The 24,617-nt window shown below is 59.0% G+C and carries 21 protein-coding genes; 6 read left to right on the forward strand and 15 right to left on the reverse strand.

The features are described from left to right. Positions 1-25: 25 nt before the first annotated feature. From ACQR3R_RS25870 to ACQR3R_RS25885, 4 genes are all read right to left on the reverse strand, one after another. Positions 26-589: a rhomboid family intramembrane serine protease gene (locus ACQR3R_RS25870; RefSeq protein ID WP_428276719.1), complete on the reverse strand. Its 564-nt coding sequence runs from the start codon at positions 587-589 to the stop codon at positions 26-28. A gap of 81 nt (positions 590-670) precedes the next feature. Further along, positions 671-1,369, reverse strand: a complete 699-nt coding sequence (locus ACQR3R_RS25875; RefSeq protein ID WP_428276721.1) for a PspA/IM30 family protein — start codon at positions 1,367-1,369, stop codon at positions 671-673. 22 nt (positions 1,370-1,391) lie between these two features. After that, positions 1,392-1,973, reverse strand: coding sequence for a DUF2170 family protein (locus ACQR3R_RS25880; protein WP_428276723.1), 582 nt, complete (start codon positions 1,971-1,973; stop codon positions 1,392-1,394). Positions 1,974-2,270: 297 nt separating this feature from the next. Beyond that, positions 2,271-2,825 (reverse strand): isochorismatase family protein, encoded by a 555-nt coding sequence (locus ACQR3R_RS25885; RefSeq protein WP_428276725.1) that lies wholly within the window; start codon positions 2,823-2,825, stop codon positions 2,271-2,273. 101 nt (positions 2,826-2,926) lie between these two features. Here ACQR3R_RS25885 and ACQR3R_RS25890 point away from each other — a divergent pair, with 101 nt between their 5' ends. The 3 genes from ACQR3R_RS25890 (at position 2,927) to ACQR3R_RS25900 (ending at position 5,948) form a co-directional block, all read left to right on the forward strand. Then, a complete protein-coding gene (locus ACQR3R_RS25890; RefSeq protein WP_428276727.1) occupies positions 2,927-3,913 on the forward strand; it encodes a helix-turn-helix domain-containing protein in 987 nt (328 codons plus the stop codon). Positions 3,914-4,090: 177 nt separating this feature from the next. After that, positions 4,091-5,200 carry a DUF3182 family protein gene (locus ACQR3R_RS25895; protein WP_428276729.1) on the forward strand — a complete coding sequence of 370 codons (1,110 nt, stop codon included), beginning with the start codon at positions 4,091-4,093 and terminating at the stop codon, positions 5,198-5,200. Beyond that, positions 5,190-5,948 (forward strand): alpha/beta fold hydrolase, encoded by a 759-nt coding sequence (locus ACQR3R_RS25900; RefSeq protein ID WP_428276731.1) that lies wholly within the window; start codon positions 5,190-5,192, stop codon positions 5,946-5,948. The genes ACQR3R_RS25895 and ACQR3R_RS25900 overlap by 11 nt, the downstream gene beginning before the upstream one ends. An 18-nt stretch (positions 5,949-5,966) precedes the next feature. On the opposite strand, the gene ACQR3R_RS25905 is transcribed toward ACQR3R_RS25900, so the two are convergent. From ACQR3R_RS25905 to ACQR3R_RS25925, 5 genes are all read right to left on the reverse strand, one after another. Further along, the gene (locus ACQR3R_RS25905; RefSeq protein WP_428276733.1) at positions 5,967-6,953 is read right to left on the reverse strand and encodes a lysylphosphatidylglycerol synthase domain-containing protein; all 987 of its coding nucleotides are present in this window, start codon (positions 6,951-6,953) and stop codon (positions 5,967-5,969) included. Then, positions 6,950-8,233: a cardiolipin synthase ClsB gene (gene clsB / locus ACQR3R_RS25910; protein ID WP_428276735.1), complete on the reverse strand. Its 1,284-nt coding sequence runs from the start codon at positions 8,231-8,233 to the stop codon at positions 6,950-6,952. The genes ACQR3R_RS25905 and clsB overlap by 4 nt, the downstream gene beginning before the upstream one ends. Further along, positions 8,230-9,027 carry an endonuclease/exonuclease/phosphatase family protein gene (locus ACQR3R_RS25915; protein ID WP_428276737.1) on the reverse strand — a complete coding sequence of 266 codons (798 nt, stop codon included), beginning with the start codon at positions 9,025-9,027 and terminating at the stop codon, positions 8,230-8,232. Before ACQR3R_RS25915 ends, clsB begins: the two co-directional genes overlap by 4 nt. Continuing rightward, positions 9,024-9,950 (reverse strand): DUF72 domain-containing protein, encoded by a 927-nt coding sequence (locus ACQR3R_RS25920; RefSeq protein WP_428276739.1) that lies wholly within the window; start codon positions 9,948-9,950, stop codon positions 9,024-9,026. The genes ACQR3R_RS25915 and ACQR3R_RS25920 overlap by 4 nt, the downstream gene beginning before the upstream one ends. Positions 9,951-10,050: 100 nt before the next feature. Beyond that, complete coding sequence (locus ACQR3R_RS25925) at positions 10,051-11,331, reverse strand: MFS transporter (RefSeq protein WP_428276741.1); 1,281 nt, start codon at positions 11,329-11,331, stop codon at positions 10,051-10,053. 229 nt (positions 11,332-11,560) lie between these two features. On the opposite strand from ACQR3R_RS25925, the gene ACQR3R_RS25930 reads away from it, so the two are divergent. After that, positions 11,561-13,681 carry a mechanosensitive ion channel domain-containing protein gene (locus ACQR3R_RS25930; protein ID WP_428276743.1) on the forward strand — a complete coding sequence of 707 codons (2,121 nt, stop codon included), beginning with the start codon at positions 11,561-11,563 and terminating at the stop codon, positions 13,679-13,681. 26 nt (positions 13,682-13,707) lie between these two features. On the opposite strand, the gene ACQR3R_RS25935 is transcribed toward ACQR3R_RS25930, so the two are convergent. Next, a complete protein-coding gene (locus ACQR3R_RS25935) occupies positions 13,708-18,024 on the reverse strand; it encodes a DEAD/DEAH box helicase (RefSeq protein ID WP_428276745.1) in 4,317 nt (1,438 codons plus the stop codon). Between the two features lie 315 nt (positions 18,025-18,339). Between ACQR3R_RS25935 and ACQR3R_RS25940 the strand changes: the two genes are divergently transcribed. Together ACQR3R_RS25940 and ACQR3R_RS25945 are read left to right on the forward strand one after the other, a co-directional pair. Next, complete coding sequence (locus ACQR3R_RS25940) at positions 18,340-19,218, forward strand: sugar nucleotide-binding protein (protein ID WP_428276747.1); 879 nt, start codon at positions 18,340-18,342, stop codon at positions 19,216-19,218. Further along, positions 19,211-20,140 carry an NAD-dependent epimerase/dehydratase family protein gene (locus ACQR3R_RS25945; RefSeq protein WP_428276749.1) on the forward strand — a complete coding sequence of 310 codons (930 nt, stop codon included), beginning with the start codon at positions 19,211-19,213 and terminating at the stop codon, positions 20,138-20,140. Before ACQR3R_RS25940 ends, ACQR3R_RS25945 begins: the two co-directional genes overlap by 8 nt. Positions 20,141-20,193: 53 nt before the next feature. On the opposite strand, the gene ACQR3R_RS25950 is transcribed toward ACQR3R_RS25945, so the two are convergent. The 5 genes from ACQR3R_RS25950 to ACQR3R_RS25970 all read right to left on the reverse strand — a co-directional run bounded on the left by ACQR3R_RS25950 (position 20,194) and on the right by ACQR3R_RS25970 (position 24,507). Further along, a complete protein-coding gene (locus tag ACQR3R_RS25950) occupies positions 20,194-20,892 on the reverse strand; it encodes an OmpW family outer membrane protein (protein ID WP_428276751.1) in 699 nt (232 codons plus the stop codon). Positions 20,893-21,258: 366 nt separating this feature from the next. After that, a complete protein-coding gene (locus tag ACQR3R_RS25955) occupies positions 21,259-21,777 on the reverse strand; it encodes a DUF3299 domain-containing protein (protein WP_428276753.1) in 519 nt (172 codons plus the stop codon). A gap of 22 nt (positions 21,778-21,799) precedes the next feature. Then, on the reverse strand, positions 21,800-23,065 hold the full coding sequence (locus tag ACQR3R_RS25960; protein WP_428276755.1) for an FtsX-like permease family protein: 1,266 nt from the start codon (positions 23,063-23,065) through the stop codon (positions 21,800-21,802). Position 23,066: 1 nt separating this feature from the next. Beyond that, positions 23,067-23,777, reverse strand: coding sequence for an ATP-binding cassette domain-containing protein (locus ACQR3R_RS25965; RefSeq protein WP_428276757.1), 711 nt, complete (start codon positions 23,775-23,777; stop codon positions 23,067-23,069). A gap of 133 nt (positions 23,778-23,910) precedes the next feature. Next, positions 23,911-24,507 (reverse strand): ZrgA family zinc uptake protein, encoded by a 597-nt coding sequence (locus ACQR3R_RS25970; RefSeq protein WP_428276759.1) that lies wholly within the window; start codon positions 24,505-24,507, stop codon positions 23,911-23,913. Positions 24,508-24,617 lie beyond the last annotated feature (110 nt).

The raw sequence follows: 24,617 nt of genomic DNA on the forward strand, positions 1-24,617 counted from the left end.
TCGGCGTCCGAACGCTGAAGTGCGGTTAGCCGGCAGCATTAGACCTACTGCGCGACGTAGTTAAAAGTGCTTTTGCTGCGATAAACCCGGCGAAGGCACCAAAGATGTGTCCCTCGAAGGAAACTCCCTGGCGTGGCAGGAAGCCGAAGATCAGACCGCCATAGAGCAGAGCCACGACGCTGGCTGTTATCAGGTTGCCCCAGCTTCTCTGGAACCAGGCCCGGGACAGGAGGTACGCCCACAGCCCGAAAACCCAACCGCTGGCACCGATATGCGATCCGGAAAAACCGAACAGCCAGACCAGAGAACCGCCAAAAAGAATGATCATTGCGCTGACGGCCAAAAACCGGTTGAGCCCTTCGACAATAACCAAGGTACCCAGAATCAAGAAAGGGATCAGGTTGGCGCTCAGGTGCGCAAAAGAGGCATGCAGGAACGGCGAGGCAAGGATGCCGGGTAGCCCGTGAAGCGTTCTCGGGACCAGGCCGAATGCAAGCAGGCTGTAGCCGAAAACTGCGTTGAGCACTTGCAGCACAATCATGAAGATGGCCAGCCCTGCGATTATCTTGAAACCCTTCAGGGCACCCATCCTTGACCTCGACTCGACAACAAAGTGTGGCAACGAATTAACTGAAGGCGCCCCCACAATCCCTGTGGGAGCGCCAGGCAATTACTCAGCCGATTTCTTCTTCAGGCGATCGAGAATCGCGTTGGCGCTGCCTGCATCCGGAGTGATGCCGGCTTCGCGCAACTTGCGCTCCAGGTCGGTACCGGACGATGCATCGGCCAATTGGTCTTGGGCTTCCAGTTCAGCGGCACGTTGCTGCTGCTTTGCCTGCAAACGGTTCAATGTGCCGACCGCAGTTTCCAGCTTGCCGTTGGCGCCGCCACTGGCGATTGAAGCGCTGACCTGGGCTTTTTGAACGCTTTCGCGCGCCTTGGCCATGTCCACTTGCTGACGCAGGCTTTTGATGCGGTTTTCGGCTTTGACAATGTCCTTGCGCATGTTTTCCGCATAACCGCCGAATTCGGTGGCCTGTTTTTGCTCCACGTCCAGTTCGTTGGTCAGGGTCGAAATGGCCTCGGCAACTTCCAGAGCCAGGTCTTCACGGTTGGCCTGGATAGCCGCCAGCGCCTTGGATTCCAGGTCCTGGATCTTGGCGTTGTACTCACTGACGCGAACAACCGAAAGTTTGTGTTTGGCCATGATAGTGACGAGTTCACGCTTGGCGTTGGCCAGTGCGCTGTCAGCGTCGCGAATCTCTTGGTCAAGGATGCGCAGGGCTTGCTGGTCAACGATTGATTCCCCGACCTCGTTGGCACCGCCGCGCAGCGCGGTGAACAATTTGCTCCAGATGGACTGAGTCATTGGATATTCCCTATTCCTTTAATTAATTGAAAAAACTTTCGAAGGCTTCGCTGGCGCGCTGAACGTTATCGACGAGCGTTTTCACTTCAGTCATGACGTTGGTCAGGCTCGAGTCGGCGCTTAGCGCGCCGAACATGTTGTAAACCACCTGTCCGTTTGGCATGGACTCGATACCGATGGATGACAGCGGGAACATTTCCCGGCTGCGCAGCACGGCGTCATTGAAGGCCGGCACGTCCTTGATTGATTCGACGTCGACCAGAACGGTGTCAACGATGATCTGATCGCCCACCACCGCGATGTAAATCGGCAAGCCACCGAAGTCGTTCATTTCAAGCTTGATGCTGGACTCGGAGCCTTGAACCAGGGTGAGGGTAATATCGTTCGAGACCACTTCGTCCAAGGACTGAAGGGCGCTGAAGAGGCGATCGATGTTCCAGTTAGTACCTGCGCTCATGTAATTCTCCGACATGAATGAGCCAGCCAGAATCGGTTGGCGAAGCTGTTTCTCCATCTGCTTGAGCAGGCTTCGGTTTTCGGGAAGCACCCAAGCCTCGTGTTTTACATAACCGGCGGCGCCCAAGCCCGCGCGCATCTGCTTCATGTAGAAGCTCGACGGTTTTTTTGCGGAGGGTTTCGAGCGCTCTCCCGTACGGCTCGCGGAATCGGTGGCAGACCCGGAAGTCGGGGCTGGTGGAGAGCTGCTTTTCATGGGCTGGCCTCATTTGTGAAAAACTCACGCGTGAGAAACCCTACAGGCAATTTTTGCGGCTCTCAATAGCTCACGCGTGAGATTTTGTGACGGGAAATATATTTGCCAGGCACAACAAGGCCAGTCACGTAGAACGCTACTGGCCTTTTGGATTTTGTGACGTTGAACGGTGCGGTTCGACAAAAAGTCCTAGTGAGTGGCCGCCAGGAACTCGTCTGCCGACACCACACTGGCATATGCAAAACCCAGAGCCGACATGAACGCAGCGTGAGCCTGTGCTGCCGGAACAGTCACACCGTTAAACTCCAGATCTCGAGTGGCGCAAGCGTCGTGGATCACGGTGACGCTGTAGCCCATGTCTGCAGCTGCACGGGTAACGCCATCGATACACATGTGGCTCATGCTACCGACCACCACCAGTTCCTTGATGCCTTGCTCTTCGAGTATTGATTGCAGGTTCGTTTCGCGGAATGCGTTGACGAAGTGCTTCAGCACGACGGGCTCGTCAGGGCGGTTGAGTACTTTGGCATGCAGCTGTGCGCCGTCGGTGCCCGGCGCGAAGAAGGGTGCATCGTCGGAAGCGAATTCGTGGCGGATGTGCACCACTGAATCGCCCGCGTCACGAAAGGCCTTGATCAACCGTGCTGCGTTGTCGGCGGCGGCTTCGACGCCCGCCAGCGGCCATTTGCCTTGAGGAAAGTAGTCGTTCTGGATGTCTACGACGATGAGTGCTCGCTTGGCCATGAGGGTTTCCCTGTGGTGTTTGTTGGTGTGGAATAGAGTATTGGGTTTAGCGGGCAATCCGAGGATTGGCCGCACCGACAATAGAAGGGGCAAAACTGACAATGTACGCAGATAGGCCAATTGCTGAGCTGGGTGTGCTGATTTATCCCGGCGCGCAGATGGCGGCGGTTCACGGATTGACTGACTTGTTTGGCGTTGCCAACAGAATTGCCGGCGAGCATCAGGCCGAGCGATTGCCGTTGCTGCGGATCAGCCATTGGCAGGTCACCGCTGATCAGCCGCCCGTGCGGGTTTTCGACAGCCAACCTGCAGCAGATGGCGCATTGGTTGCGCTGTTGATACCGCCGTCCATCGCCGGTTTTTCCGAAGGCCTGGCGACTAAAGCGCTGGTGTCCTGGATGCGTCAGCAGCATGCGCAAGGCGCGACGTTGGGCGGTGTTTGCGTGGGCTCGATTCTGCTGGCCGAAAGCGGCTTGCTGGACGGTCGTAGTGCGACAACCCACTGGACATCGGCCAAAGCGTTTGCTGAACGCTATCCGGCGATCAAGCTTCAGGCCGACACCCCGATTGTTGACGACGGTGACCTGATTACCACTGCGGGATTAATGGCGTGGTCCGAGTTGGGATTACGACTGGTAGATCGTCTGCTCGGGCCAAGCATCGCCACCGCAACGGCACGGTTTCTAGTGGTTGAGCACAGTGACAGCGCGAGTGAATGCGGCAGTAACTTTTCACCGATCCTGGTGCATGGCGATGCCTCGATTCTCAAGGTCCAGCATTGGCTGCAACGTACTGGGGCGACGCAGGTGTCGCTGGCGGCAATGGCCCAACGAGCGGGGCTTGAAGAACGTACGTTCTTGCGCAGGTTTCGCGCTGCAACCGGCCTGAAACCTACCGAATATTGCCAACACCTTAGAGTCGGCAAGGCGCGGGAAATGCTGGAGTTCACCAACGGCACCATTGACCACATTGCCTGGACCGTTGGTTACCAAGACCCCAGCGCTTTCCGGACGACGTTCAAGAAAATAACCGGGTTGGCGCCGAGTGATTATCGCCATCGGTTTGGGCTGGGGACCAATCAGGCCTGAAGGCACTTTCGTGCAAAATGCCGGAACCGAAAGCGTCTTCGTGCAGAATAAAACAGGCGTGATGCCATCACTGGCCTTGCAAGCGACTGATTTGAAAATCGTTTTCTTCTAATAGCGATTGGCCTGAACTCTGCAGCCTGTTTTCTACATTCATGAAACGCAGATTGAGGGGGACGCATGACCCCGAAAAATCGCAAAAAAGTGCTGGTGTCGCATTCGGTACGGGCTGATGCGCCGCTGCACGAAATCGAAACCAACAGGGCGTTATCCCGCTGGCTGGCGCAGATTCTGGGCTACCGATACGGTGGCAGCTACGACGTTGAACGGCACCACGGCAAAGCGCTGTATCTGGTGCCGACGCAGACGCTGATCGGTGCTGCTGCGGCGCGTAAGCTTGGAGTAGCGGGGCCACAGGATTTGTGGGGCGGTTACGTCGATCACGACTTTATGTGCACCAAAGCCATCAGCCATGGCTTGCTCAACAAAAATGCCCACGCGCCTGAAGGGTGGTCACCGTTGTTTTCCGAGCGCGTGCGCAGCGTGGTGCTGGACGGCCTTAGCGTGTTCTCGCTGGCGGATGCGCGCCCTGCGGCAGAGCACATGCTTTACACCGGGCCTATGCGTATCAAACCGATTCATGCGTGTGCCGGGCGCGGGCAGGAAGTGATCAACAGTCTTGAGCAGTTCGATGCGTTTCTTGGCAGGCCCGAAGCAGAAACCCTGTTCAATGAAGGTGTCGTGCTGGAGCAAGACCTGGACCAAGTGATCACCCACAGCGTTGGCCAGAGTTTCATCGGCGATACCGTGCTCAGCTATTGCGGCGATCAATACTTGACCGATGATGCCCATGGCGAGCAGGTTTATGGAGGTTCCAATTTGTTGGTCGTGCAAGGCGATTACGACGACTTGCTGAAACTGGATCTTGCAGACGATGTGCGAATGGCGATCCGCCAGGCGCAGGTGTTTGACCGCGCCGCAGACGAAGCCTATCCCGGTTTCTACGCCTCACGACGCAACTATGACATCGCGCAGGGCCTGGACAGCAAGGGCCAGCAGTGCAGCGGTGTGTTGGAGCAATCGTGGCGCATGGGCGGTGCGAGCAGCGCCGAAGTGGCGGCCCTGCAAAGCTTTATCAACGATCCGGGAATGCGCGCGATTCGCGTGTCTTCCGTCGAAACCTACATCGATCAACCGCTGCCCGCGGATGCCATCGAGGTCTACCGAGGCCCGGCTCAAGACAGCGATTTTCTTCTTAAGTACGTGACGGTCAAATCTTATGACGGCTAGAAGCGAAACCATTCAGATCGACATCGACGATGAACAGATGCTTGGGACTTTTCTCAGTCCGAAATCGAAAGTTCCCGGGGTGCTTTTTGTGCACGGCTGGGGCGGTAGCCAGGAGCGTGACCTGGAACGCGCCAAAGGGATTGCCGGTTTGGGCTGCGTGTGCCTGACGTTCGATTTACGCGGCCACACCGGTGGCACCGGGATCTCGCTGTCGCGCGTTACGCGTGAAGACAACCTGCGTGACCTGTTGGCGGCGTACGACCGATTGCTCGCGCATCCTGCGCTCGATACCTCCGCGATTGCGGTGGTGGGCACCAGTTACGGTGGTTACCTGGCGTCGATTTTGACCTCGCTGCGTCCGGTACGCTGGTTAGCGCTGCGGGTGCCGGCGCTGTATCGCGATGAGCAGTGGCATACGCCCAAACGGGATCTGGACAAGGCTGATTTGCGCGATTACCGCAGCACCCTTATTCGGGCTGACAGCAATCGCGCCTTGCATGCTTGTTCGCAGTTCACCGGAGATGTATTGCTGGTGGAGTCAGAGACCGATGCCTACGTGCCGCACGCAACCATCATGAGTTACCGCGCCGCATGCCAGCAGACGCATTCACTGACCCACAGGATTATCGACGGTGCAGATCACGCGCTTAGCGAGCCGGTTTCGCAACAGGCGTATACCTCGATTCTGGTGGACTGGATTACCGAGATGGTCGTGGGTGAGCGCCTGAGCATTATTCAGTCGAGTTAAACCTGACTCACCCAAGCCTCATGAAGGCTTCTTTTCAATGCGCAGCGACTTGGCCTTGGCCTCCACGACCAGGTACATCACCAACGTAATCAACAGCGGCAAAATGAAATAGATCGCCCTGTACGCCAGTAATCCCGCGACCAGACTCCCGCGTGAGGCCTCGTGCTGCAGCAACGCTACAAACACCGCTTCCAGTACCCCAAGACCTGCCGGTATGTGGGTAATGACCCCGGCAATTGCGCTGATCAGCAAAACGCCCAGCACCAGCGGGTAATCCAGTTTGCTCGGCAGCAGGGTAAAAATCACAGCGGCCATCAACGACCAGTTCAACGCGCCTAGCGCTAATTGCAGCAGCGCCATGCGCAATGAAGGCAGGTTGATTTCCACGCCCCGAATCGACCACTCGCGGCGTTTGGAAAACTGGCACGCAGCCAGATAACCAGCACTCACCAGCAGCAATAAAATCCCTACACCTTGCAACGCCGTGCTGCTCAGTTTCCATCCTGGTGGCATGCTCACCAGTCCGCTGCTGAATACCGCGCCGGCAATCACCATGTAGCCAAACCAGTTTGTCGCCAGGCTGAGGCCGAGGATTTTGGCGATATTGCCCTTGCTGACGCCGAGTCGCGAGTAAAGCCGATAACGCATGGCGATGCCGCCGACCCACGCGCTCAAGTTCAGATTAAAGGCGTAGCTGATGATCCCCACCGGCAGGATCTGCTTCCATGTCAGGTCTTGGCGAATGTACGTTCTGCCGATCAGGTCGAAGCACGCATACACCAGGAAGCTGACCAGCGTCAGGCCGGAAGCGATCAGCAGCGTGCGGACTTTGAAATCGGCCAGCGTGTCGAACACTTCGTTCCATTCGATACGCCGGGCAAGCAGGGTGAACAACACAATCAGCGCCAGGAAAAACAACGCCGTCAGCGGCTTTTTCCAACGACTCCAGCGCGATTTTGTAGCGCTGTCGGTGTGCGATGCGGGCTGCGCTTCAGAGTGGCTCATGGCGTGTCACTCCGGCGAGGATGGGTAAAACGTTGCAGTCGGGGTTTGTGCGCCGGCAGCCAACCAGCCCAGGCCGGGAAGTGGCGCAGGAAGTGAAACACCAGAAAGCCGATGGTCATGTGCCAGACTCGCCCTCGCGGCGCGTTGTCCGCAGACATCGCTTTGCAATGGTTATTGCTCAACGTTTCGAGGCGCTCAAACAGCTCCCGATTGAAGGCGCGATCACGGATCAACACGTTGGCTTCAAGGTTCATCGACAGGCTCAACGGGTCGAGGTTGCTCGAGCCGACGGTGCTCCAGTCTTCGTCCACCAGTGCGACCTTGCCGTGCAGGGGCCGCTCGCAGTATTCGTGAATCTGCACGCCTGATTTCAGCAGATAGTCGTAAGTCATTCGTGCCGCCAGTTTCGCCACCAGCATGTCTGGCTGACCTTGCAAAATCAGCCGAACATCCACGCCACGGCGTGCCGCATTGCGGATCTCACGCAACAGGCGATACCCCGGGAAGAAGTAGGCGTTGGCAATCACCACACGCCGCTGGGCACTGCGCAATACTTGGCGATAAACCTCTTCGATATCGGTTCGATGCTCGCCATTGTCGCGAAATACCAGCCGTACCTGGCCATCATGGTCACTGAACGCCATTTCCGAACGCCGCTGCCGGCGACGCTGCCACCAGTATTTGGCACGGGCAGGACGACCGCTTTGCAGCAGCGCGAAGTGGTGGATATCAGACACCGCCGGGCCTTGTATTTCGACGGCATAATCCTGCTTTGCTTCGGGGCCGAAATCACCCAAATGGTCGGCTGAAAAGTTGATCCCGCCGATGAACGCAATCGTGCCATCGACCACCACGATCTTGCGGTGCAGGCGCCGAAACCAATTAGTGCGAAAACCCAAGTGTTTGGGCGCGGGATCAAACATTTGAATGTGCACACCGGCGTCATTCAGCGCGGCAAGGAAACCCGTGCTCAGTTCGCCGCAACCAAAACCGTCGAGGCTGACGGTGGTGCGTACGCCACGCTGAGCCGCCTCGATCAGGATCTGTTGCAGTTCATTGCCGACCTTATCCTCGAACAGAATAAAGGTCTCCAGCAGGATTTCAGTCTGTGCCTGACGCAACACTTCAAACACACGAGGGAAGTACGCTTCGCCATTTTCCAGCAGTACGACCCGATTATTTCCCTGCCAGCCGTACTCGACATCGACCGCTGCTGGCTCGCCGATAGGGGGCGCAGAAATGTGTTCCACAGTGGTTTGCTCCAGCGACGGGGGGCTCATAGTTCGATCTCCACCGACAGCGGTGCGTGGTCGGAAAGGTGTGACCAGGGACGTGCCGCCAACACTTGCGCGCGGCTGGCCTTGAGGTTGCGCACGTAGATGCGGTCCAGGCGTAATGCCGGTAGCCGGGCCGGGAAACTGCGCGCAGGTTTGCCGTTTTGCTCGGCAAAAACTTCGCGCAAACCGCAGGGTTCAAGTAAGGCGTCGGCGCGCTGGCGCCAGTCGTTGAAATCACCCGCAACAATCACGGGCGCATCGGCCGGCAGTTGTTCCAGGCGTTTGGCGAGTAGCTGCAGTTGTTCGGTGCGGTGGTGCTCACGCAGGCCCAGGTGCACGCAAATCGCGTGCACTTCCTTGCTCTCGCCGGGCATGCGCAACACGCAATGCAGAATGCCGCGGTTTTCATGGCCGCTGATCGAAACGTCGAGATTGTCATGACGGATGATCTGGAATTTCGACAGCAGCGCGTTGCCGTGATCGCCTTCCGGGTACACCGCGTTGCGCCCGTAGGCGAACTGCGGCCACAGGGAGTCGGCCAGAAATTCGTACTGCGGCACCGTCGGCCAGTTGCTGTAGCGCTGGGGATGATGTTCGTGCGTGCCGTGCACTTCCTGCAGGAACACCACATCTGCAGAAACGCTGCGCACCGCTTCACGCAGCTCCGGCAGGATGAAGCGCCGATTGAGTGCGGTAAAACCCTTGTGCGTATTCACCGTCAGTACAGTGAAACGGCGAACGCTGGTGGCGCTTTGCGTCGAATCAATAGCGTTGTCGGCAAGCTCTGGCGTGTTCATGGCAGCACGCCTTCAGCAGCAGGTTTACCCGGTGTCGTGGCCAAGTCTTTATCGAGATGAAAATGTTCCAGTAAACGGCGCGCATCAAAAGGCGCTCGCACTTTTATGTCGTTATCGAAGTAACAAAATACCTCGCGGGATTTACGCGCTTGCGGCTTTTGCCGAGGCGCAATCAGATGCGGATCGGACGGTTGCTGACCATGATTCCAGGCATCAATCCGCTCACCCCAGCGATCCAGTGCCTCGGGGGTGTAGCCGCTGGCGTAGAGTTCTTCGGCACCGTGCAGGCGCAGGTACACAAAATCACTGGTGAGGTCCTCGCGGTACGGCCATTTGCCTGCCGTGTCAGCGATCACCAACGCCACGTTATAGCGCTTTAGCAAGCGGATGAAGGCTACGTCGACAAAGCTCTCGTTGCGGATTTCCACGGCGTGGCGCAAATGCCTTTTTTTGTACGCCTTCATGCTGGCGCGGCCGTTCAATCGAGCTTCGTGTTGACGGGCGAGCGCCGCAGCCTGTTGGGTGTCTTGAGGCAATTGTTCAAGAAAACTTTCGAACAATTCGGCATCGAATTTGAAATTGGGCGGGAACTGCCAAAGGATTGCGCCGAGTTTTTCCTTGAGCTCCAGCACACCGGAGGCAAAGAAATTTGCCAGCGGTTTATGAATGTCACGCAATCGACGGATATGTGTAATGAAGCGTGGGGCCTTGACGCTGAAAACGAAATCGGCCGGCGTTTCGGCATACCACTGGGCGTAACGCTCAGGCCGTTGCAAGGCGTAAAACGATCCATTGATTTCGATGCTGTTGACGGCCCGCGATGCGAATTGCAATTCGCGTTTCTGGGTCAAACCCTTCGGGTAGAAATCCCCCCGCCAAGGTGTGTAGCGCCAACCTGAAATACCAATGTGAATCGCCGCCATGTCGCCTCCCGTCGAAAGATCCCCTTACCGCGCCAGTCTTTTGATGACTGCCGCGCACACGAGAAAGTTTCGACGGGCCTACCGATGGTAGAGATCTGGGTTAATGGCCAGTGACGGCACGAGGCGAGGGCTCGGCGTACGTCGGGCCCAATCGGTCAAGACGCCCGCTCCAGGCAGTCAGGGCCAATGCCACCAGTACCACCAGGCCACCTATCCATGCGGTATGAATCAGGCCCATGTGCGCAACGATCAGGCCGCCACCCCAAGCACCACCGGCAATGCCCAGGTTGAATGCCGCAATGTTCAGTCCTGACGCCACGTCCACCGCATGCGGGGTGTGATGTTCTGCCTGACGCACTACGTAAACCTGCAGGCCCGGTACATTACCGAACGCTACCGCGCCCCACACCAGCACCGTTGCCAGCGCCAACCACGGATTGCCGGCGGTGAAGGTCAACACAAAGAGCACGGCCGCGAGCAGGGCGAAGATAATTTTCAGGGCGTTGACCGGGCCACGCTGATCGGCCAGTTTGCCGCCCCAGATATTACCGACGGCCACTGAAATACCGTAAATCAGCAACACCAGGCTGACAGTGCCGGCGCTGAAGCCTGAAATCTCTTGAAGTATCGGGGCCAAAAAAGTGAAAGCGATGAACGAGCCGCCGTAGCCGATTGCGGTCATGGCATACACCAGTAACAGCCGCGGTTGTTTGAGCACTTGCAGTTGTTGCAACAACGACGCCGGTTTGCTGTGCGCAATATTTTTCGGCACGTAGATCAGGCTGCCGATGAACGCGATGACCCCCAGCGCCGAGACGGCAAGAAAGGTTTCACGCCAGCCGAAATGCTGACCGATGAATGTGCCCAACGGCACACCGGTAACCAGCGCTACCGTGAGGCCGGTGAACATGATGGCAATGGCGCTGGCGGCTTTCTCCTTCGGCACCAGGCTGGTGGCGATGGTGGAACCAATCGAGAAAAACACGCCGTGGGCCAGGCCCGTGACGATCCGCGCAATGATCAGCGATTCGTAGCTCGGCGCTTTCCAGGCCAGCAAGTTGCCGAGAGTGAACAGCACCATCAACGACAACAACAGCATTTTGCGCGGCACTTTGCCGGTGAGGGCGGTCAGCACCGGGGCACCAATGGCAACGCCCAACGCATAAAGGCTGACCAGCAGGCCGGCAGACGGAAGGCTGACACCCAAGTCAGCGCCAATAGTGGGTAACAGGCCTACGATGACGAACTCGGTCGTCCCGATGGCAAAAGCGCTAAGTGTCAGCGCGAGTAGAGCAATGGGCATGGCTGCAACTCCGGTGGGTTGATTGATGGAGCGCAGTGTCGAGGTTTGGCGGGTGCGGAAAAATACAGCGGTGCGCATTTGATATTTGCTTGCAGGTCAACGATCAGCAGCAAGACGCAAATACACGATGGGAGCGAGCCTGCAGCGATGGCTGCGTTACATCTCGCATCAGGCGCCTGAACCAACGCTTTCGTGAGCAAACTCGCTCTCACAAGTGACGGCTGCCTGCGTTATCTAGCGCCAGGAACCGAACTTGCTGGCCATTTTTCGATCAGTTCCTAACAGACCCTTTTCAAGGAGCTCCCGTTTGCTCAAGTTCAACACTGCGATTTTATTGGGGGCGTTGCTGATTTTTGGCAGCGGCGAGCTGGAAGCCGCCGCGCTGCCGGGCGTTCCCGCCGCAGCCGAGGCCACGGCCAAACCTGAGCCGCTAGTGCAGGGCGGTTTGCTGGGAGCCATCAGCACCAGCATCGATGATGTTCAGGACAAACTCGACCTCAACGAAAATCTGGTAGATGCCTGGCGCTTGCGGGCCGATCGCGCAGCAGACGAAGTCGACAAACTGGTCAACCAGCCTTCCCAGCGGTCACCGATGAGTGTCGTCGGCGATTTCCTGTTGTTGTCCGGCGTGTGGCTGGGTGTGTTCGCGCTGCTGACAGTGCTCGGTGGCCTGCTCGCAAAGCGTCTGATTCAAAGTCGCTGGTTGAGTACCCGCCAACGCAGCCAGGGCTTGCTCAACTATGTGCTGCCCTACACGTTGCCCGCGATCATTTGCTTGCCATTAACACTCTACGTCGGCCATTTTCTGGACGCTTCCGTGGGGCGTGCGCTGGCGCTGTGTTTTGCCTACGCCACGAGCAGCGGTATCTTTTCGACCTCAATGCTGCTGTGCGTCATCGTCATGTTCAATACGGGTCACAAACGACCCGCGGTGCGGATCATCCGCGATTACTGCCCTAAGCCGCTGTTCCTGATCGGCTTCCTCGCGGCCCTCAGTGATGCACTGACCAGCCCGCAAATCGCTCGTCAACTGGGTGGCAATATCACCAGCAGCGTTGCCGTGTTTACCGGGTTGTTCGCCTCGATTATTTTCGGGTTGCTGGTGATTCGCCTGCGTCGACCGGTGGCGCATCTGATTCGCAACCGGTCGTTGGCGCAGCGCCTCAAACAGCCATCGCTGCAAGAGTCCCTGCGGATATTCTCCGGGCTATGGTACTGGCCGATCTTGCTGATGGTTTTGGTCTCGGCGATCAACCTGATCGGCGTCGGCGAGGACAACCAGAAAGCGCTGCGTTGTGCACTGTTCACCACCATTCTGTTGATCGGCACAGTGTTCCTCAGCACTATTTTCCAGCACCTGTTCAAATCCCGAAAAGCCGAGGCGCTACAGCGCAGCAGTGCCTATAAGGAACGCTTTCTCAGCTTGCTGCACGCCTTGCTGCGGATCGTGATGGCCGTGGCGTTTATCGAAATACTCGGGCGAATCTGGGGCGTGTCGTTGCTTGAGTTCGCCGAGCAAAACTCGGTGGGCCGGGCGATCAGTGACTCGTTGAGCCGTATCGGTTTGATCTTCCTGGTGACATGGCTGTTTTGGGTGGTGCTCGACACGGCGATTCAGGAAGCGTTGAAACCGCCGGTCAACAAACGCTCGGCACGTCAACCGAGCACGCGGGTAAAAACCATCCTGCCGCTGCTGCGCAACGCGGTCAAAATCATCCTGGTGGTGATCTGTGCGATTACTACCATGGCCAACCTGGGGATCAATGTCGCGCCGTTGCTGGCCGGTGCGGGTGTGGTGGGTCTGGCCATCGGTTTTGGTTCGCAGCAATTGGTGCAGGACGTGATCACCGGCCTGTTCATTATCATCGAAGATACATTGTCGATTGGCGACTGGGTGGTGCTCGACTCTGGGCACGCCGGTACTGTCGAAGGCCTGACCATTCGTACCTTGCGCCTGCGCGACGGCAAGGGGTTTGTGCATTCGGTGCCGTTCGGCCAGATCAAGGCTGTGACCAATCAATCGCGGCAGTTTGCGTATGCGTTTTTCTCGGTGCAGTTCACGTATGACACGGATGTCGACAAAGCAATTGAGCTGATTCGCGAGGCAGGGGATTTGATCCGCGACGATGCGTTCCTCAAGTACAACCTGCAGGGGCCGCTTGATGTGTTTGGCGTCGACAAGATGGACCTGAATGGCGTGGTACTGACGGCGCAGTTCCGCACCGTTTCTGGCGGGCAATATGCGGTAAGCCGTGCCTTCAATCAGCGGTTGAAAAAGCTTGTGGATAACTGCCCGTGGGTGCATTTCGCGCAGACTTATCCACAGCAGGTGCTGTTGCCGAAGCGAACGGCGCAAGACACAGAGGATGAGGCGTCTGAGCCGGAACACACCCAGGTATTGCTACCGGAACAACCACGTACTCAATGATTTAACGGTGCGGCGGTTAGCCCGCATCAATGGCGGATCAGTTTCTGTTGCACTTCAAGTGCCGTTTGCTGATCCAGTTCCAGCCAAACAACGTGTTTGCCGGCGATCTGCGCGGCCGCCGGCAAGCCATCGCGATACACCAACCGATTGCTCGCCACTGCCGGCACTTTTGCACCGGGCAGCAAGGTGCCCGCCAGATTCAGCGGATCAACGCCACACACGGCAACCAAGCTCCCGTCATGTGGCCGCCGACGTACTTCGCGCAGCAGCGGGATGGCTTCCGGCAACGCAAACTGCTCCCCGGCCAAACCGCTGACAAACCGCCCGCCACGAATGTCGCCCCGCGCCTCCAGTCGATGGAAGGTGCGCAGTAATTCCCGCCAACTCGGCAACCAGTCCGCCTCACGCTCCAACAGGCGCCAGAACACTACGCCGTAACGCCTGAGCAGGGTCATCGCGATGTGCTCCAGCGTATCGGCGGGAGTCGGCGCAGGACGTTTGTTATCCACAACCGGCGCAACCGCACCGCGTCGCAGGAGTGCCCAGCGTCCGGCATCGTCCATGCCGCCAATGTAGGCACCACGCCCGCGCCGGCTGCTGCGATTCTGACGTTTGCTGGCCGGTGTGATCAGTGCCCGCAGACCGGCAAAACTGTCGGCGTTGACCAGGCCGGCGCCCACCAATTCTTGAAGGGCGGTTTCCAGTTCGGAGCGCAGCAGGTGCGCTTCGTGAATCAGCTCATCGAAAAATAGCGCGCCGTGTTGGCTGAGTGCCTGGTACACCTTCTGTGTTTTAGGCGACAACTCGCTTGCGGGTATTTGCTCGGTGAGCCCGCTCCATAATCCGACCTGAGTGCGCGGCAACAACAAGATTGGCGTACTGCGCAGCGCAGTGCCGGTGCTCTTGTTGGGCGCGGTCAGACGCGTCCAGACCCATTTGCCGCTGCGGCACAAATCATCCAGCCAACTCGCCGAATAATCTTTGAGCCGAGCGGGCAGGATGTCGCTGTCCCAGGCTGACGCGGCTGCGGGGTAACCTTCGAACTGGCCGACAATGGCGGGCAGTATCGCGTTGCCCTGGCCTTGGGTCGCTGCCGAAAGGTGCTGCCAGTCGAACAGGAAACGCATGAAGTCCTGCAACGTAACCGGCTCGATTTCGCGGCGCAGACGCTTGACGGTGTAACGATGAATACGCGCCAGCAAATGCCGTTCGCACCACTCCTCCTGATCGGCACCGGGCGTGAACCGTCCGCGCAGCACATAGCCTTCACCTTCGAGTCGTGCCAGCGCTTGAGCCGCCGCAGTGGCTGACAAACCCAATGGCTCGGCGATCGATTTCAGCCCCAGCGGACCAAAAGCGCTAAGCCGTGCGCGGATCACCTCCAATAGGGCGTCGTCCGACTCCCAGGCCTCATCGAACCCAGGCAAAGCCTCCAACGATGGCTGCAACGTGGCGTGTGGATAAATGGCTTGCAGGCAGGTCAGGCGTTCCAGTGCGACCCAAATGGAGTGTTCGGCGTTGATGTGCAAACGGCTGGTGCGGCCGTGCTCGGCCAGGGCGTTCAGCCAAGTCAGCCAATGTGGGTTGGCCTGTGCCTCGACGTCGCTGATGCACGCCAGACTCATCAGCGCTTCGTGCATTTCGTCGATACCGGTGGGCGCCGGCCAGGCTTCATCGCGCACTGCTTGAATGGCCTCGATATCCAGCGCGCCAAGGTCGTCGGTGGATTGCGGGTCGGTCCAGCGGCGGTTGAGGACGGCCTGAGTGCGACGTTCTTCCAGCGGAGCATCGTCGAGAAAGGTGTAAGGCCTGGCACTGAGGATTTCAGCCGCAAGCGGCGAGGGCGCTGGCAAATCGCGACTGATCAGGCGTACCTCGCCACGTTCCATGCGCCGCAACAGTGCCAGCCAGCCTTCGCTGTCCATTGCCTCATGCAGGCAATCGTCGAGGGTTTGTTCAATCAGCGGATGCTCGGGAACCTCACGTTCACCGGCGAGATTTTCGACGCAGGCGATCTGATCGGGAAACACACTGGCGATCAGGTCCTCGCTTTTCATGCGCTGGATTTGCGGCGCCACTTTGCGCCCGCCCGTGTAGCGGGGCAGCGCTAAGGCTACCCCGGCGTTCCAGCGCCAACGCACCCCGAACAGCGGGGCTTCGAGCACGGCTTGAATCAGCAGGTGCTCGGCGCTATTGCTGTGCAGGTAACGCCAAACGTCATCGAGGTCAAAGCTGTGGCTGGTGGACAGCGACAGCACGATGGCATCTTCGCTGGCGGCTGCCTGCAATTCGAAGTTGAACGTGCGGCAAAACCGTTTGCGCAGCGCCAGGCCCCAGGCGCGGTTGATGCGGCTGCCGAATGGCGTGTGGATGATCAGCTGCGTACCACCGGATTCGTCGAAGAAACGCTCCATCAGCAGTGTGTCCTGCGACGGCAGCGCGCCCAATGTCAGGCGCGCCCGGGCGAGGTAATCAACCAGTTGTTCGGCGCTGGCGAGGTTCAGGCCGAGGGTGTCGGTCAGCCAGTCGAGGGCAGGTTGCAGGTTGCCGGGTGTGGCGCCCAGCAGGTCATCGAGTTGCGCCTGCAGGCGCGCCACGGAGAACGACAGTTCCGCGCTGCGGCCCGGCGCTTCACCGAGCCAGAACGGAAGGGTGGGCGGCTGGCCCTGAGCGTCCTCGACCCGAACCTTGCCGGTATCGACACGCAGGATTCGGTAAGACGTATTACCCAGCTGAAACACGTCGCCGGCGATGCTTTCCACCGCAAAATCTTCGTTGACGCTGCCGATGTTCAGGCCCTGAGGCTCCAGCACAACACTGTAATCGGCGTTGTCGGGTATCGTTCCGCCGCTGGTGACAGCGGTTAATTTACTGCCTCGTCGCCCGCGTAATGTACGGCTCACCGCGTCCCGATGCAGGTAAGCGCTGCGCAGGCCCTGACGCCCGTTGTAACCCTCGGCGAGCATGTGCAGCAGCGCTTGATAGTGTTTGTCGTCGAGAGAGGCGTAGGGCGAGGCGTTACGAAACATCTCCAGCAACGCGTGCTCCGGCCATTCCTGGCAACTGACCTCAGCGATGATTTGCTGGGCCAGTACGTCCAGTGGCGCCACGGGAATCAGCAACGTGTCGAGCTCGCCCCGGCGCACGCAGTCGAGCAGCGCGGTGCATTCGATCAAATCGTCACGGGTGGTGGCGAACAATCGGCCCTTGGGAGTGCCGCCGACCTGGTGTCCGGAACGGCCCACCCTTTGCAAAAAACCGGCAATCGAGCGTGGGGACGCTATCTGACACACCAGGTCGACGTCGCCAATGTCGATGCCCAGTTCCAGCGACGCGGTGGCGATCAGTACCTGGAGTTCGCCACGCTTGAGTCGTTGTTCCGCGTCCAGCCGGAATTCCTTGGCCAGGCTGCCGTGGTGCGCGGCGACCGCCTCTTTGCCGAGGCGCTCGCTGAGGTGGCGGCTCAAGCGTTCGGCCAGGCGTCGGGTGTTGACGAAGATCAGCGTGGTGCGGTGTTCGCGTGCCAGTTGCGCGAGCCGGTCATAGACCTGCTCCCAGACATCATTGGCCATGACCGCCGACAGCGGAACGGGGGGGACTTCGATGCCCAGATCCCGTGGGCGCGCGTGGCCGATGTCGATGATGTCGCAGGTTCGATCCCGCCCCACCAGATAACGGGCAACGGCTTCGATGGGTTTTTGCGTGGCCGACAGGCCGATGCGCATCAATGGTTCAGCGCACAATGACTGCAAGCGCTCCAGGCTTAATGCCAGGTGACTGCCGCGTTTGCTGGCGGCGATGGCGTGAATTTCGTCGACGATGACCGTGCGCGTGCTGCTGAGCATTTTGCGCCCGGAGTCGGAGCCGAGCAGCACGTAAAGCGATTCCGGGGTCGTCACCAGAATATGCGGTGCGGTTTTGCGCATGGCCACGCGGTCTTTCTGTGGTGTATCGCCAGTGCGCACGGCGGTATTGATCTGCAACTGCGCCAAGCCCATCACGCGCAATTGTTCGGTGATGCCGGCCAGCGGATTTTGCAGGTTGATCTGAATGTCGTTGGACAGGGCTTTCAACGGCGAGACGTAGACCACCAGCGTTTCATCGGGCAATCCGCCTGCAGTTTCCAGGCCTCGGTGGACCAGGTCGTCGATGACTGCGAGAAACGCGGTGAGGGTTTTGCCGGAACCGGTGGGCGCGGCGATCAATGTCGAACGGCGCTGGCGGATCAACGGCCAAGCCTGGGCCTGGGCGGCAGTGACCGTCGGGAATGTGGTGTTGAACCAGGCGCTGACAGCGGGGTGAAAGCCCGCCAGTGCGGCGTCCTTGGGGATGGGCAGATTCATGGGGTAATTTATGCGGGCGGGGCGGGGAAGTTGCAAGTACCGCTCAAGAGCTTCGTTGACTGATAGGGCCTCTTCGCGGGCAAGCCCGCTCCCACAGGGAGTTCGAGGCGCACACCCGTTCATTGTGGGCGTGTGCCAGCCCGCGAAGAGGCCTGCGACAGCACCACAAATCCCGACGATCTACACTTTACGGGTGACGGTTGCGCACTAAACCCGCAAAATGCAACGATTCTGGCAATTATCAACGGCATCACCCACGGGCGGTGTCGATACAGCCATCGTTCCAATCAGACTGGGCCTGCTGACTCTATGCGAATGCGCCTTATGTTACTGGGCGGCGGAAATGCCCTTGGGCAGGCGCTGATTCGCCTCGGTGCGGAGGAAGACATCGGCTTCCTCGCCCCCCGCCCACCGCAAGACGGCTGGGATGCCGCGAGCTTGACGCAACTGCTCGACGACACCCGTCCAGACGCGTTGATCAACCTCGCCTACTATTTCGACTGGTTTCAGGCAGAGACGGTCAGCGAACAGCGTCTGGCTGGGCAAGAACGCGCCGTCGAGCGTCTGGCCGAACTGTGCCAGCATCACAATATCGTTCTGCTGCAACCTTCGAGCTATCGCGTTTTCGATGGCTCCCGGGCGACTGCCTACAGCGAAAAAGACGAACCAGTGCCTTTGGGCCTGCGCGGCCAAGCGTTGTGGCGCATCGAACAAAGCGTTCGTGCCACTTGCCCGCAGCACGTCTTACTGCGTTTCGGCTGGCTGCTCGATGACAGCCCCGACGGTGCGTTGGGACGCTTTCTTGGTCAGGCCGAACAGCCCGATGAGCTGCTGATGGCCGATGATCGTCGTGGCAATCCGACGCCGGTGGATGACGCGGCACGAGTGATTATTTCGGTGCTCAAGCAACTCGACTGCGCGGCACCGTTGTGGGGCACGTATCATTACGCCGGACATGAGGCGACGACGCCGCTGGCACTTGGGCAAGCGATTCTCACCGAAGCGCGCAACCTGCACACGCTGGCTATCGAAGCGCCGACCGCCCAGGCTCACGCCGCACGGCCGGACGCTGCCGAGGAACCGCAACACGCGGTGCTGGCCTGCAAGAAAATTTTGCACACGTTCGGGATCAAGCCTCGCGCCTGGCGCGCGGCCCTCCCGGGCTTATTGGATAGGTTTTATCGCCATGGCTGACGGCCCAGTTTTAATCACCGGCGGTGCCGGTTTCATCGGCTCGCACTTGACCGATGCCTTGCTCGCCAAGGGACATTCGGTGCGTATTCTCGACGACCTCTCGACTGGCAAGCGCAGTAACCTGCCGCTGGAAAACCCCAAGGTCGAGCTGGTACTGGGCGATGTCGCCGATGCGGCACTCGTGGCCCGGGCTATGATCGGTTGCAGCGCCGTGGCGCACCTCGCTGCGGTGGCTTCTGTACAAGCCTCGGTGGATGATCCGGTGAAGACTCATCAGAGTAATTTCATCGGCTCGCTGAACGTCTGCGAGGCCATGCGCCAGACGGGCGTCAAACGCGTGTTGTTTGCTTCCAGTGCTGCGGTGTACGGCAACAACGGTGAAGGTGAGTCGATCGATGAAGACACCCCCAAAGCACCGCTCACACCGTATGCATCGGACAAGCTCGCCAGCGAACACTATTTCGATTTCTACCGCCGCGAGCATGGGTTGGAACCGGTGATTTTCCGCTTCTTCAACATCTTCGGCCCGCGTCAGGATCCTTCCTCGCCGTACTCCGGCGTTATCAGTATTTTCAGCGAGCGCGCGCAAAAAGGCCTGCCCATCACCGTGTTTGGTGACGGCGAGCAAACGCGAGATTTTGTGTACGTTGAGGACTTGGTCGAGTTGCTGGTGCAAGCCATCGACAAACCACAGGTTGAAGTCGGCGCGGTAAATGTCGGCTGGAACCAGGCGACCACGCTCAAGCAAATGCTCGAAGCCCTTGGCGCTGTAGTGGGAGAGTTGCCGCCTGTCAGTTATGGCCCGGCACGTTCCGGTGACATTCGTCACTCCCGGGCGAACAACCGTCGGTTGCTGGAGCGCTTTACCTACCCAGAGCAGACGCCGATGAGCGTGGGGCTGGCGCGGTTATTGGGGCGCTGAGTTTTTGCGGACCTGAAAAAGGCGCCTATTGAGGCGCCTTTTTCATGGCTGGCTTAGAACTTGTAGCCGAGCCCGACCATGTACACAAACGGATCCACGTCCACATTCACCCGAGCCCGGGTACCCGGTGCAACGGCGTCGTTCTCCACGGTCGCGCGGGTATCGATGTCGATGTAGCGCATTTGTGCGTTGAGCATGATGTTGTCGGTGATCATGTAGTCAGCACCCACCTGGAACGCCATGCCCCACGAGTTCTTGGCCTTGAAGTTACTGAAGCCGTTGGCGCTGGCTTCGCTGCCGACGTGCTCGTCGTAGATCCAGGTGTAGTTGATGCCCGCGCCGACATACGGCTGGAACGCGGACTTATGGTCCAGCGGGTAGTACACAACGCTCAAGGTGGGCGGCAGGTGTTTCAGGGTGCCGAGTTTACCGTTGGCGGCGCCCAGCGAGGTGCCTTTGATCTTCACGTCATGCTCGAACGGCGAGGCTGCGAGCAGTTCGATGCCCCAGTTGTTGGTCAGCATGTAAGCGAAGTTCAAACCCAACTGCGTGTCGCTGCTCATGGTGGCCTTGCCACCCAGGTCGGCACCGGACAGCGGGCCTTGGTCAACCTTGACACTGGAGCTGTCAGCTTTCGGGTTGACGGTGATTGCACCGGCACGAACGATGATGTCGCCGGCTTCATGGGCGTAGGCGAGCGGGGCTGCGAGCGCGAGGGCAAACAGCGAAGCGCTAAGCAAGGACTTGTGCATGGGGGCTCCAAAGGACGTCAAAAATGTTCGATGTCCAATGGTAAGGCGCCTAACGATCAGGTCTTTTGATGCAGCTCAATGAAACGGTGATGGTCCTGATTTTTGTGGAACCTTTGCCTACCTCATCGCGAGCAGGCTCACTCCCACATTGAATTTGCGCATCAACACAAATCCCCTGTGGGAGCGAGCCTGCTCGCGATAGCTATCGAACCTCAGTCCACAAACACCTGACTCACTCCGGCAGCTCATACACATAAATCTTGTCTGCGTTCATCTCCCACATTGAATTTGCGCATCAACACAAATCCCCTGTGGGAGCGAGCCTGCTAGCGATAGCTATCGAACCTCAGTCCGAAAACACCTGACTCACTCCGGCAGCTCATACACATAAATCTTGTCTGCGTTCATCTGATACCCAGCATCCGCCAACTCGCTGGTAGACGCCTTGACCTGCAATGCGCCCTCGATCCAGTACGGTTGATACAGCTCATCGAGTTTCACCCCGACTTCGCTTTTCACGTGGACGATCTGGTTCGACGGCGGCGGCGGGACATGGATGCAAGCGCCGAAGTAGGGCACCAGCAGAAACTCGGTGGTGCGACCTTCTTCACTCACTTCCAGCGGCACGATGTAGCCCGGCAAGCGAATGTTCTGACCGTCGAGGCTTTTGACCACCGGCGCATTTGGCAAGTCTTGCTTGGCCGCTGGCGCCGATTCGGCCGACAACGCGCTGCTCATCTGCGACAGATCGTGCAGCGGCGTCATGTTCGGCACTTCCGGCGCGGCGTCTGGCGGGATCATTTCCGACCAGGTCAGGTCTTTTGGCGCGGCGGCCCAAACGGGCACGGCGACCAGCAACAACAGCGCAAGCAGAGCGCGGGACATATTCAGCCTCTTCATAAGACGTTTATAAGCGGATCGACAAGCCGTCAGCCAGGGATTGCCGGTAGGCACGCCATGCCGGCACGCTGCCCATCAGCAATGCGGCGATCAGGATGCCACCGAGCAGCGTCCATTCATATTCACTTGGCCAGGCCAGCGGCAAGAACAAGCCGTAATTGGCCTGCACATAACCTTGGGCAGCAGCGATGCATACGTAAAGCAGCGCCACGCCCGCGATCACACCAGACAGCGCCAGGGCAAACGCCTCCAGCACCAGCAAGGACGCAATGTGCCATGGCCGAGCACCGACCGAACGCAAGATAGCCATCTCGCGGCGGCGCTCGTTAAGGCTGGTGAGAATGGCCGTGAGCATGCCGATCAAACCGGTCAACACCACAAACAACGAAACCACGAACAAGGCTTTTTCCGCGGTGCTCATCAAACTCCACAGCTCTTGCAGCGCCACGCCCGGGAGGATGGCCAGCATCGGTTCGCCACGGAATTCGTTGATTTCACGCTGCACCGCGAAGGTCGAGATCTTGCTGTTGAGGCCGAGCATGAACGCGGTGATCGCTTGCGGCGTCAGGTCCATGTCGCGTGCCTGATCGGCGCTGATCCGGCCTTTACCTTGGGCCGGCACGCCGTTGTGCCAGTCGATGTGAATCGCTTCCATACCACCGAGGCTGATGTGCAGCGTGCGGTCTACCGGTGTGCCGGTGCGTTTCAGAATGCCGACTACGGTGAATGGTTTGTCATCGTGCTTGACCAGGCTGATCACCGCCACACCGTGAGCCAGCACCAGTTTGTCGCCGAGTTTGTAGTGCAGCGCATCGGCGACTTCAGCGCCGAGCACCACTTCAAACGGATCGGTGGCGAAGGCGCGACCGTCAGCCAGTTCCAGGTGCTGTTGACGGCCGTACTGGTAATGCTCGAAGTAGGCTTCGGTGGTGCCCATCACGCGATAGCCGCGATGCGAGTCACCCAGCGACATCGGGATCGCCCACTTCACCTTCGGGTTGTTGGCGAAGTGCTCGAAACTGTCCCAGCGAATGTTGTTGGTGGCATTGCCGATGCGAAACACCGAGTACAGCAGCAGGTTGACCGAACCCGAGCGCGCACCGACGATCAGGTCGGTACCGCTGATGGTGCTGGCGAAACTGGCCTTGGCTTCAGTGCGCACCCGCTCGACTGCCAGTAGCAGGCAAACCGACAGGGCGATGGCGAACGCGGTAAGGATCGCGGTGAAACGGCGGTTAGCCAGACTGGCCATGGCTAGACGAAACAAATACATCTCAGACCTCGGACGGGGTGGCGGCGCGATTGAGTTCGGCCAGCGACAGATGGCGATCAAACAGTGGCGCCAGGCTTTGGTCATGGCTGACGAACAACAGGCTCGACCCCGCCTCGCGGCATTCGGCGAACAGCAGGCGAATAAAGTTTTCCCGTGCGTCGTAGTCCAGCGCAGACGTCGGTTCGTCGGCAATCACCAGTTCTGGCTGGCCGATCAGCGCACGCGCGGCGGCCACCCGTTGCTGTTGACCGATAGACAGCGAATCCGCGCGACGGGCAAGCAGGTTTTGATCCTTGAGGCCCAAGTGCGCGAGTAGCGTGGCCGCAGCCTGGTCGACGCTGCCGTGACGCTGAATCGCCCGTGCGGCGCGCAGTTTGGAAAAGTGGCAAGGCAACTCCACGTTCTCGCGAACTGACAGGAACGGCAGCAAGTTGAATTGCTGAAAGATATAGCCGGTGTGATCGACCCGGAACCGGTCGCGGGCACCGGCGCCGAGCTCAGTCAGTTCCTGCCCAAGCAGCCGAATACTGCCGCGATCAGGCGTTTGCACACCCCCCAGCAGGCCGAGAAGGGTGGTTTTGCCGCTGCCGCTTGGCCCTTTGAGGAACAGGGTTTCACCCGGTTCCAGACAAAACGCCGGGATGTCCAGTAACGTCGGGTGGCCAGGCCAGCCGAAGCCCAGGTCGGACAGTTCAATGAGTGCTTGGGTCATGTGCAACCGGTTAGATAAGTGGTGAACCCCTGTGGGAGCGGGCTTGCTCGCGAATGCGGACTGACATTCAACCTATGAGTTGCCTGACACACTGCGTTCGCGATGTAGAAGCGGTCACATTCTTTAAGATGCGTCAGAATTTCAGGGCGGCAGCCTTGGCGGTCACTTCAACACCTTGCTGCCCGCTCGGGCTGATCAGTTGTACCTGAATTTTCTGAGTTGCCGGGAACGTGTTGAAAATATTCGCCAGGTCCAGGTTCTTCAATGCGCCGGGCGCCGAGCAGCTGAATTGATAGTGGGCGTGAATTTCGCTGTGGTCATGGTGATGTTCATGGCCGTCTTCGTCTTTGGCATCTTCGTCGTGATCATCGTCGGCATCCGCCTTGTCACCGAACAGCGGGCTTGCAAGTTCCTGCGTCGACACCACGCAACCGGCCGCTTTGGGCAGATTGAACAGCGTCAGCGGTTTTTCCAGTTGCGCGCGAGCAGCGGCCACTCGGGCTTTGTCGGCATCGGTGGTGGCGGCATGTTCGAAACCCACCAGGTTCATTGCCGGGCTGTCCAGCTCCAGCTCCAACGTCTGGCCGTCGAGCGCTGCGTTGAGGCGGCCTACGCCATGTTCGTGAGCGCCGAGACTGGCGTGCTCGTGGTCATGATCGTGTTCGTCCGCGGCATGGGCAATCGCTAACGGCAGCAAAGCAAACGGCAGAGCAAGAAGCAGACGACGCATGGCGGTTCTCCGAACAGAAAAATGAATAATTTGTTATGTGATCTTATAACGAAAGTGCGAAGAGTTTGACCGTCCGCTTGGCGTTACACAAGTCCCATGGGAGCATGTCA

Source organism: Gordonia sp. IEGM753 (assembly GCF_050321825.1).
In the GTDB taxonomy this organism is placed as follows: Bacteria; Pseudomonadota; Gammaproteobacteria; order Pseudomonadales; family Pseudomonadaceae; genus Aquipseudomonas.

Excerpts from the sequence above, each read along its gene's own strand:
- ACQR3R_RS25915 (WP_428276737.1), bottom strand. The coding sequence starts at position 9,027 with ATGAACACGCCAGAGCTTGCCGACAACGCTATTGATTCGACGCAAAGC.
- ACQR3R_RS25965 (WP_428276757.1), bottom strand. The coding sequence starts at position 23,777 with ATGACCCAAGCACTCATTGAACTGTCCGACCTGGGCTTCGGCTGGCCT.
- ACQR3R_RS25895 (WP_428276729.1), top strand. The coding sequence starts at position 4,091 with ATGACCCCGAAAAATCGCAAAAAAGTGCTGGTGTCGCATTCGGTACGG.
- ACQR3R_RS25925 (WP_428276741.1), bottom strand. The coding sequence starts at position 11,331 with ATGCGCACCGCTGTATTTTTCCGCACCCGCCAAACCTCGACACTGCGC.
- ACQR3R_RS25875 (WP_428276721.1), bottom strand. The coding sequence starts at position 1,369 with ATGACTCAGTCCATCTGGAGCAAATTGTTCACCGCGCTGCGCGGCGGT.
- ACQR3R_RS25880 (WP_428276723.1), bottom strand. The coding sequence starts at position 1,973 with ATGAAGCAGATGCGCGCGGGCTTGGGCGCCGCCGGTTATGTAAAACAC.
- ACQR3R_RS25885 (WP_428276725.1), bottom strand. The coding sequence starts at position 2,825 with ATGGCCAAGCGAGCACTCATCGTCGTAGACATCCAGAACGACTACTTT.
- ACQR3R_RS25935 (WP_428276745.1), bottom strand. The coding sequence starts at position 18,024 with ATGAATCTGCCCATCCCCAAGGACGCCGCACTGGCGGGCTTTCACCCC.
- ACQR3R_RS25955 (WP_428276753.1), bottom strand. The coding sequence starts at position 21,777 with ATGTCCCGCGCTCTGCTTGCGCTGTTGTTGCTGGTCGCCGTGCCCGTT.
- ACQR3R_RS25900 (WP_428276731.1), top strand. The coding sequence starts at position 5,190 with ATGACGGCTAGAAGCGAAACCATTCAGATCGACATCGACGATGAACAG.
- ACQR3R_RS25940 (WP_428276747.1), top strand. The coding sequence starts at position 18,340 with ATGCGCCTTATGTTACTGGGCGGCGGAAATGCCCTTGGGCAGGCGCTG.
- clsB (WP_428276735.1), bottom strand. The coding sequence starts at position 8,233 with ATGAGCCCCCCGTCGCTGGAGCAAACCACTGTGGAACACATTTCTGCG.
- ACQR3R_RS25945 (WP_428276749.1), top strand. The coding sequence starts at position 19,211 with ATGGCTGACGGCCCAGTTTTAATCACCGGCGGTGCCGGTTTCATCGGC.
- ACQR3R_RS25960 (WP_428276755.1), bottom strand. The coding sequence starts at position 23,065 with ATGTATTTGTTTCGTCTAGCCATGGCCAGTCTGGCTAACCGCCGTTTC.
- ACQR3R_RS25970 (WP_428276759.1), bottom strand. The coding sequence starts at position 24,507 with ATGCGTCGTCTGCTTCTTGCTCTGCCGTTTGCTTTGCTGCCGTTAGCG.
- ACQR3R_RS25905 (WP_428276733.1), bottom strand. The coding sequence starts at position 6,953 with ATGAGCCACTCTGAAGCGCAGCCCGCATCGCACACCGACAGCGCTACA.
- ACQR3R_RS25920 (WP_428276739.1), bottom strand. The coding sequence starts at position 9,950 with ATGGCGGCGATTCACATTGGTATTTCAGGTTGGCGCTACACACCTTGG.
- ACQR3R_RS25950 (WP_428276751.1), bottom strand. The coding sequence starts at position 20,892 with ATGCACAAGTCCTTGCTTAGCGCTTCGCTGTTTGCCCTCGCGCTCGCA.
- ACQR3R_RS25890 (WP_428276727.1), top strand. The coding sequence starts at position 2,927 with ATGTACGCAGATAGGCCAATTGCTGAGCTGGGTGTGCTGATTTATCCC.
- ACQR3R_RS25870 (WP_428276719.1), bottom strand. The coding sequence starts at position 589 with ATGGGTGCCCTGAAGGGTTTCAAGATAATCGCAGGGCTGGCCATCTTC.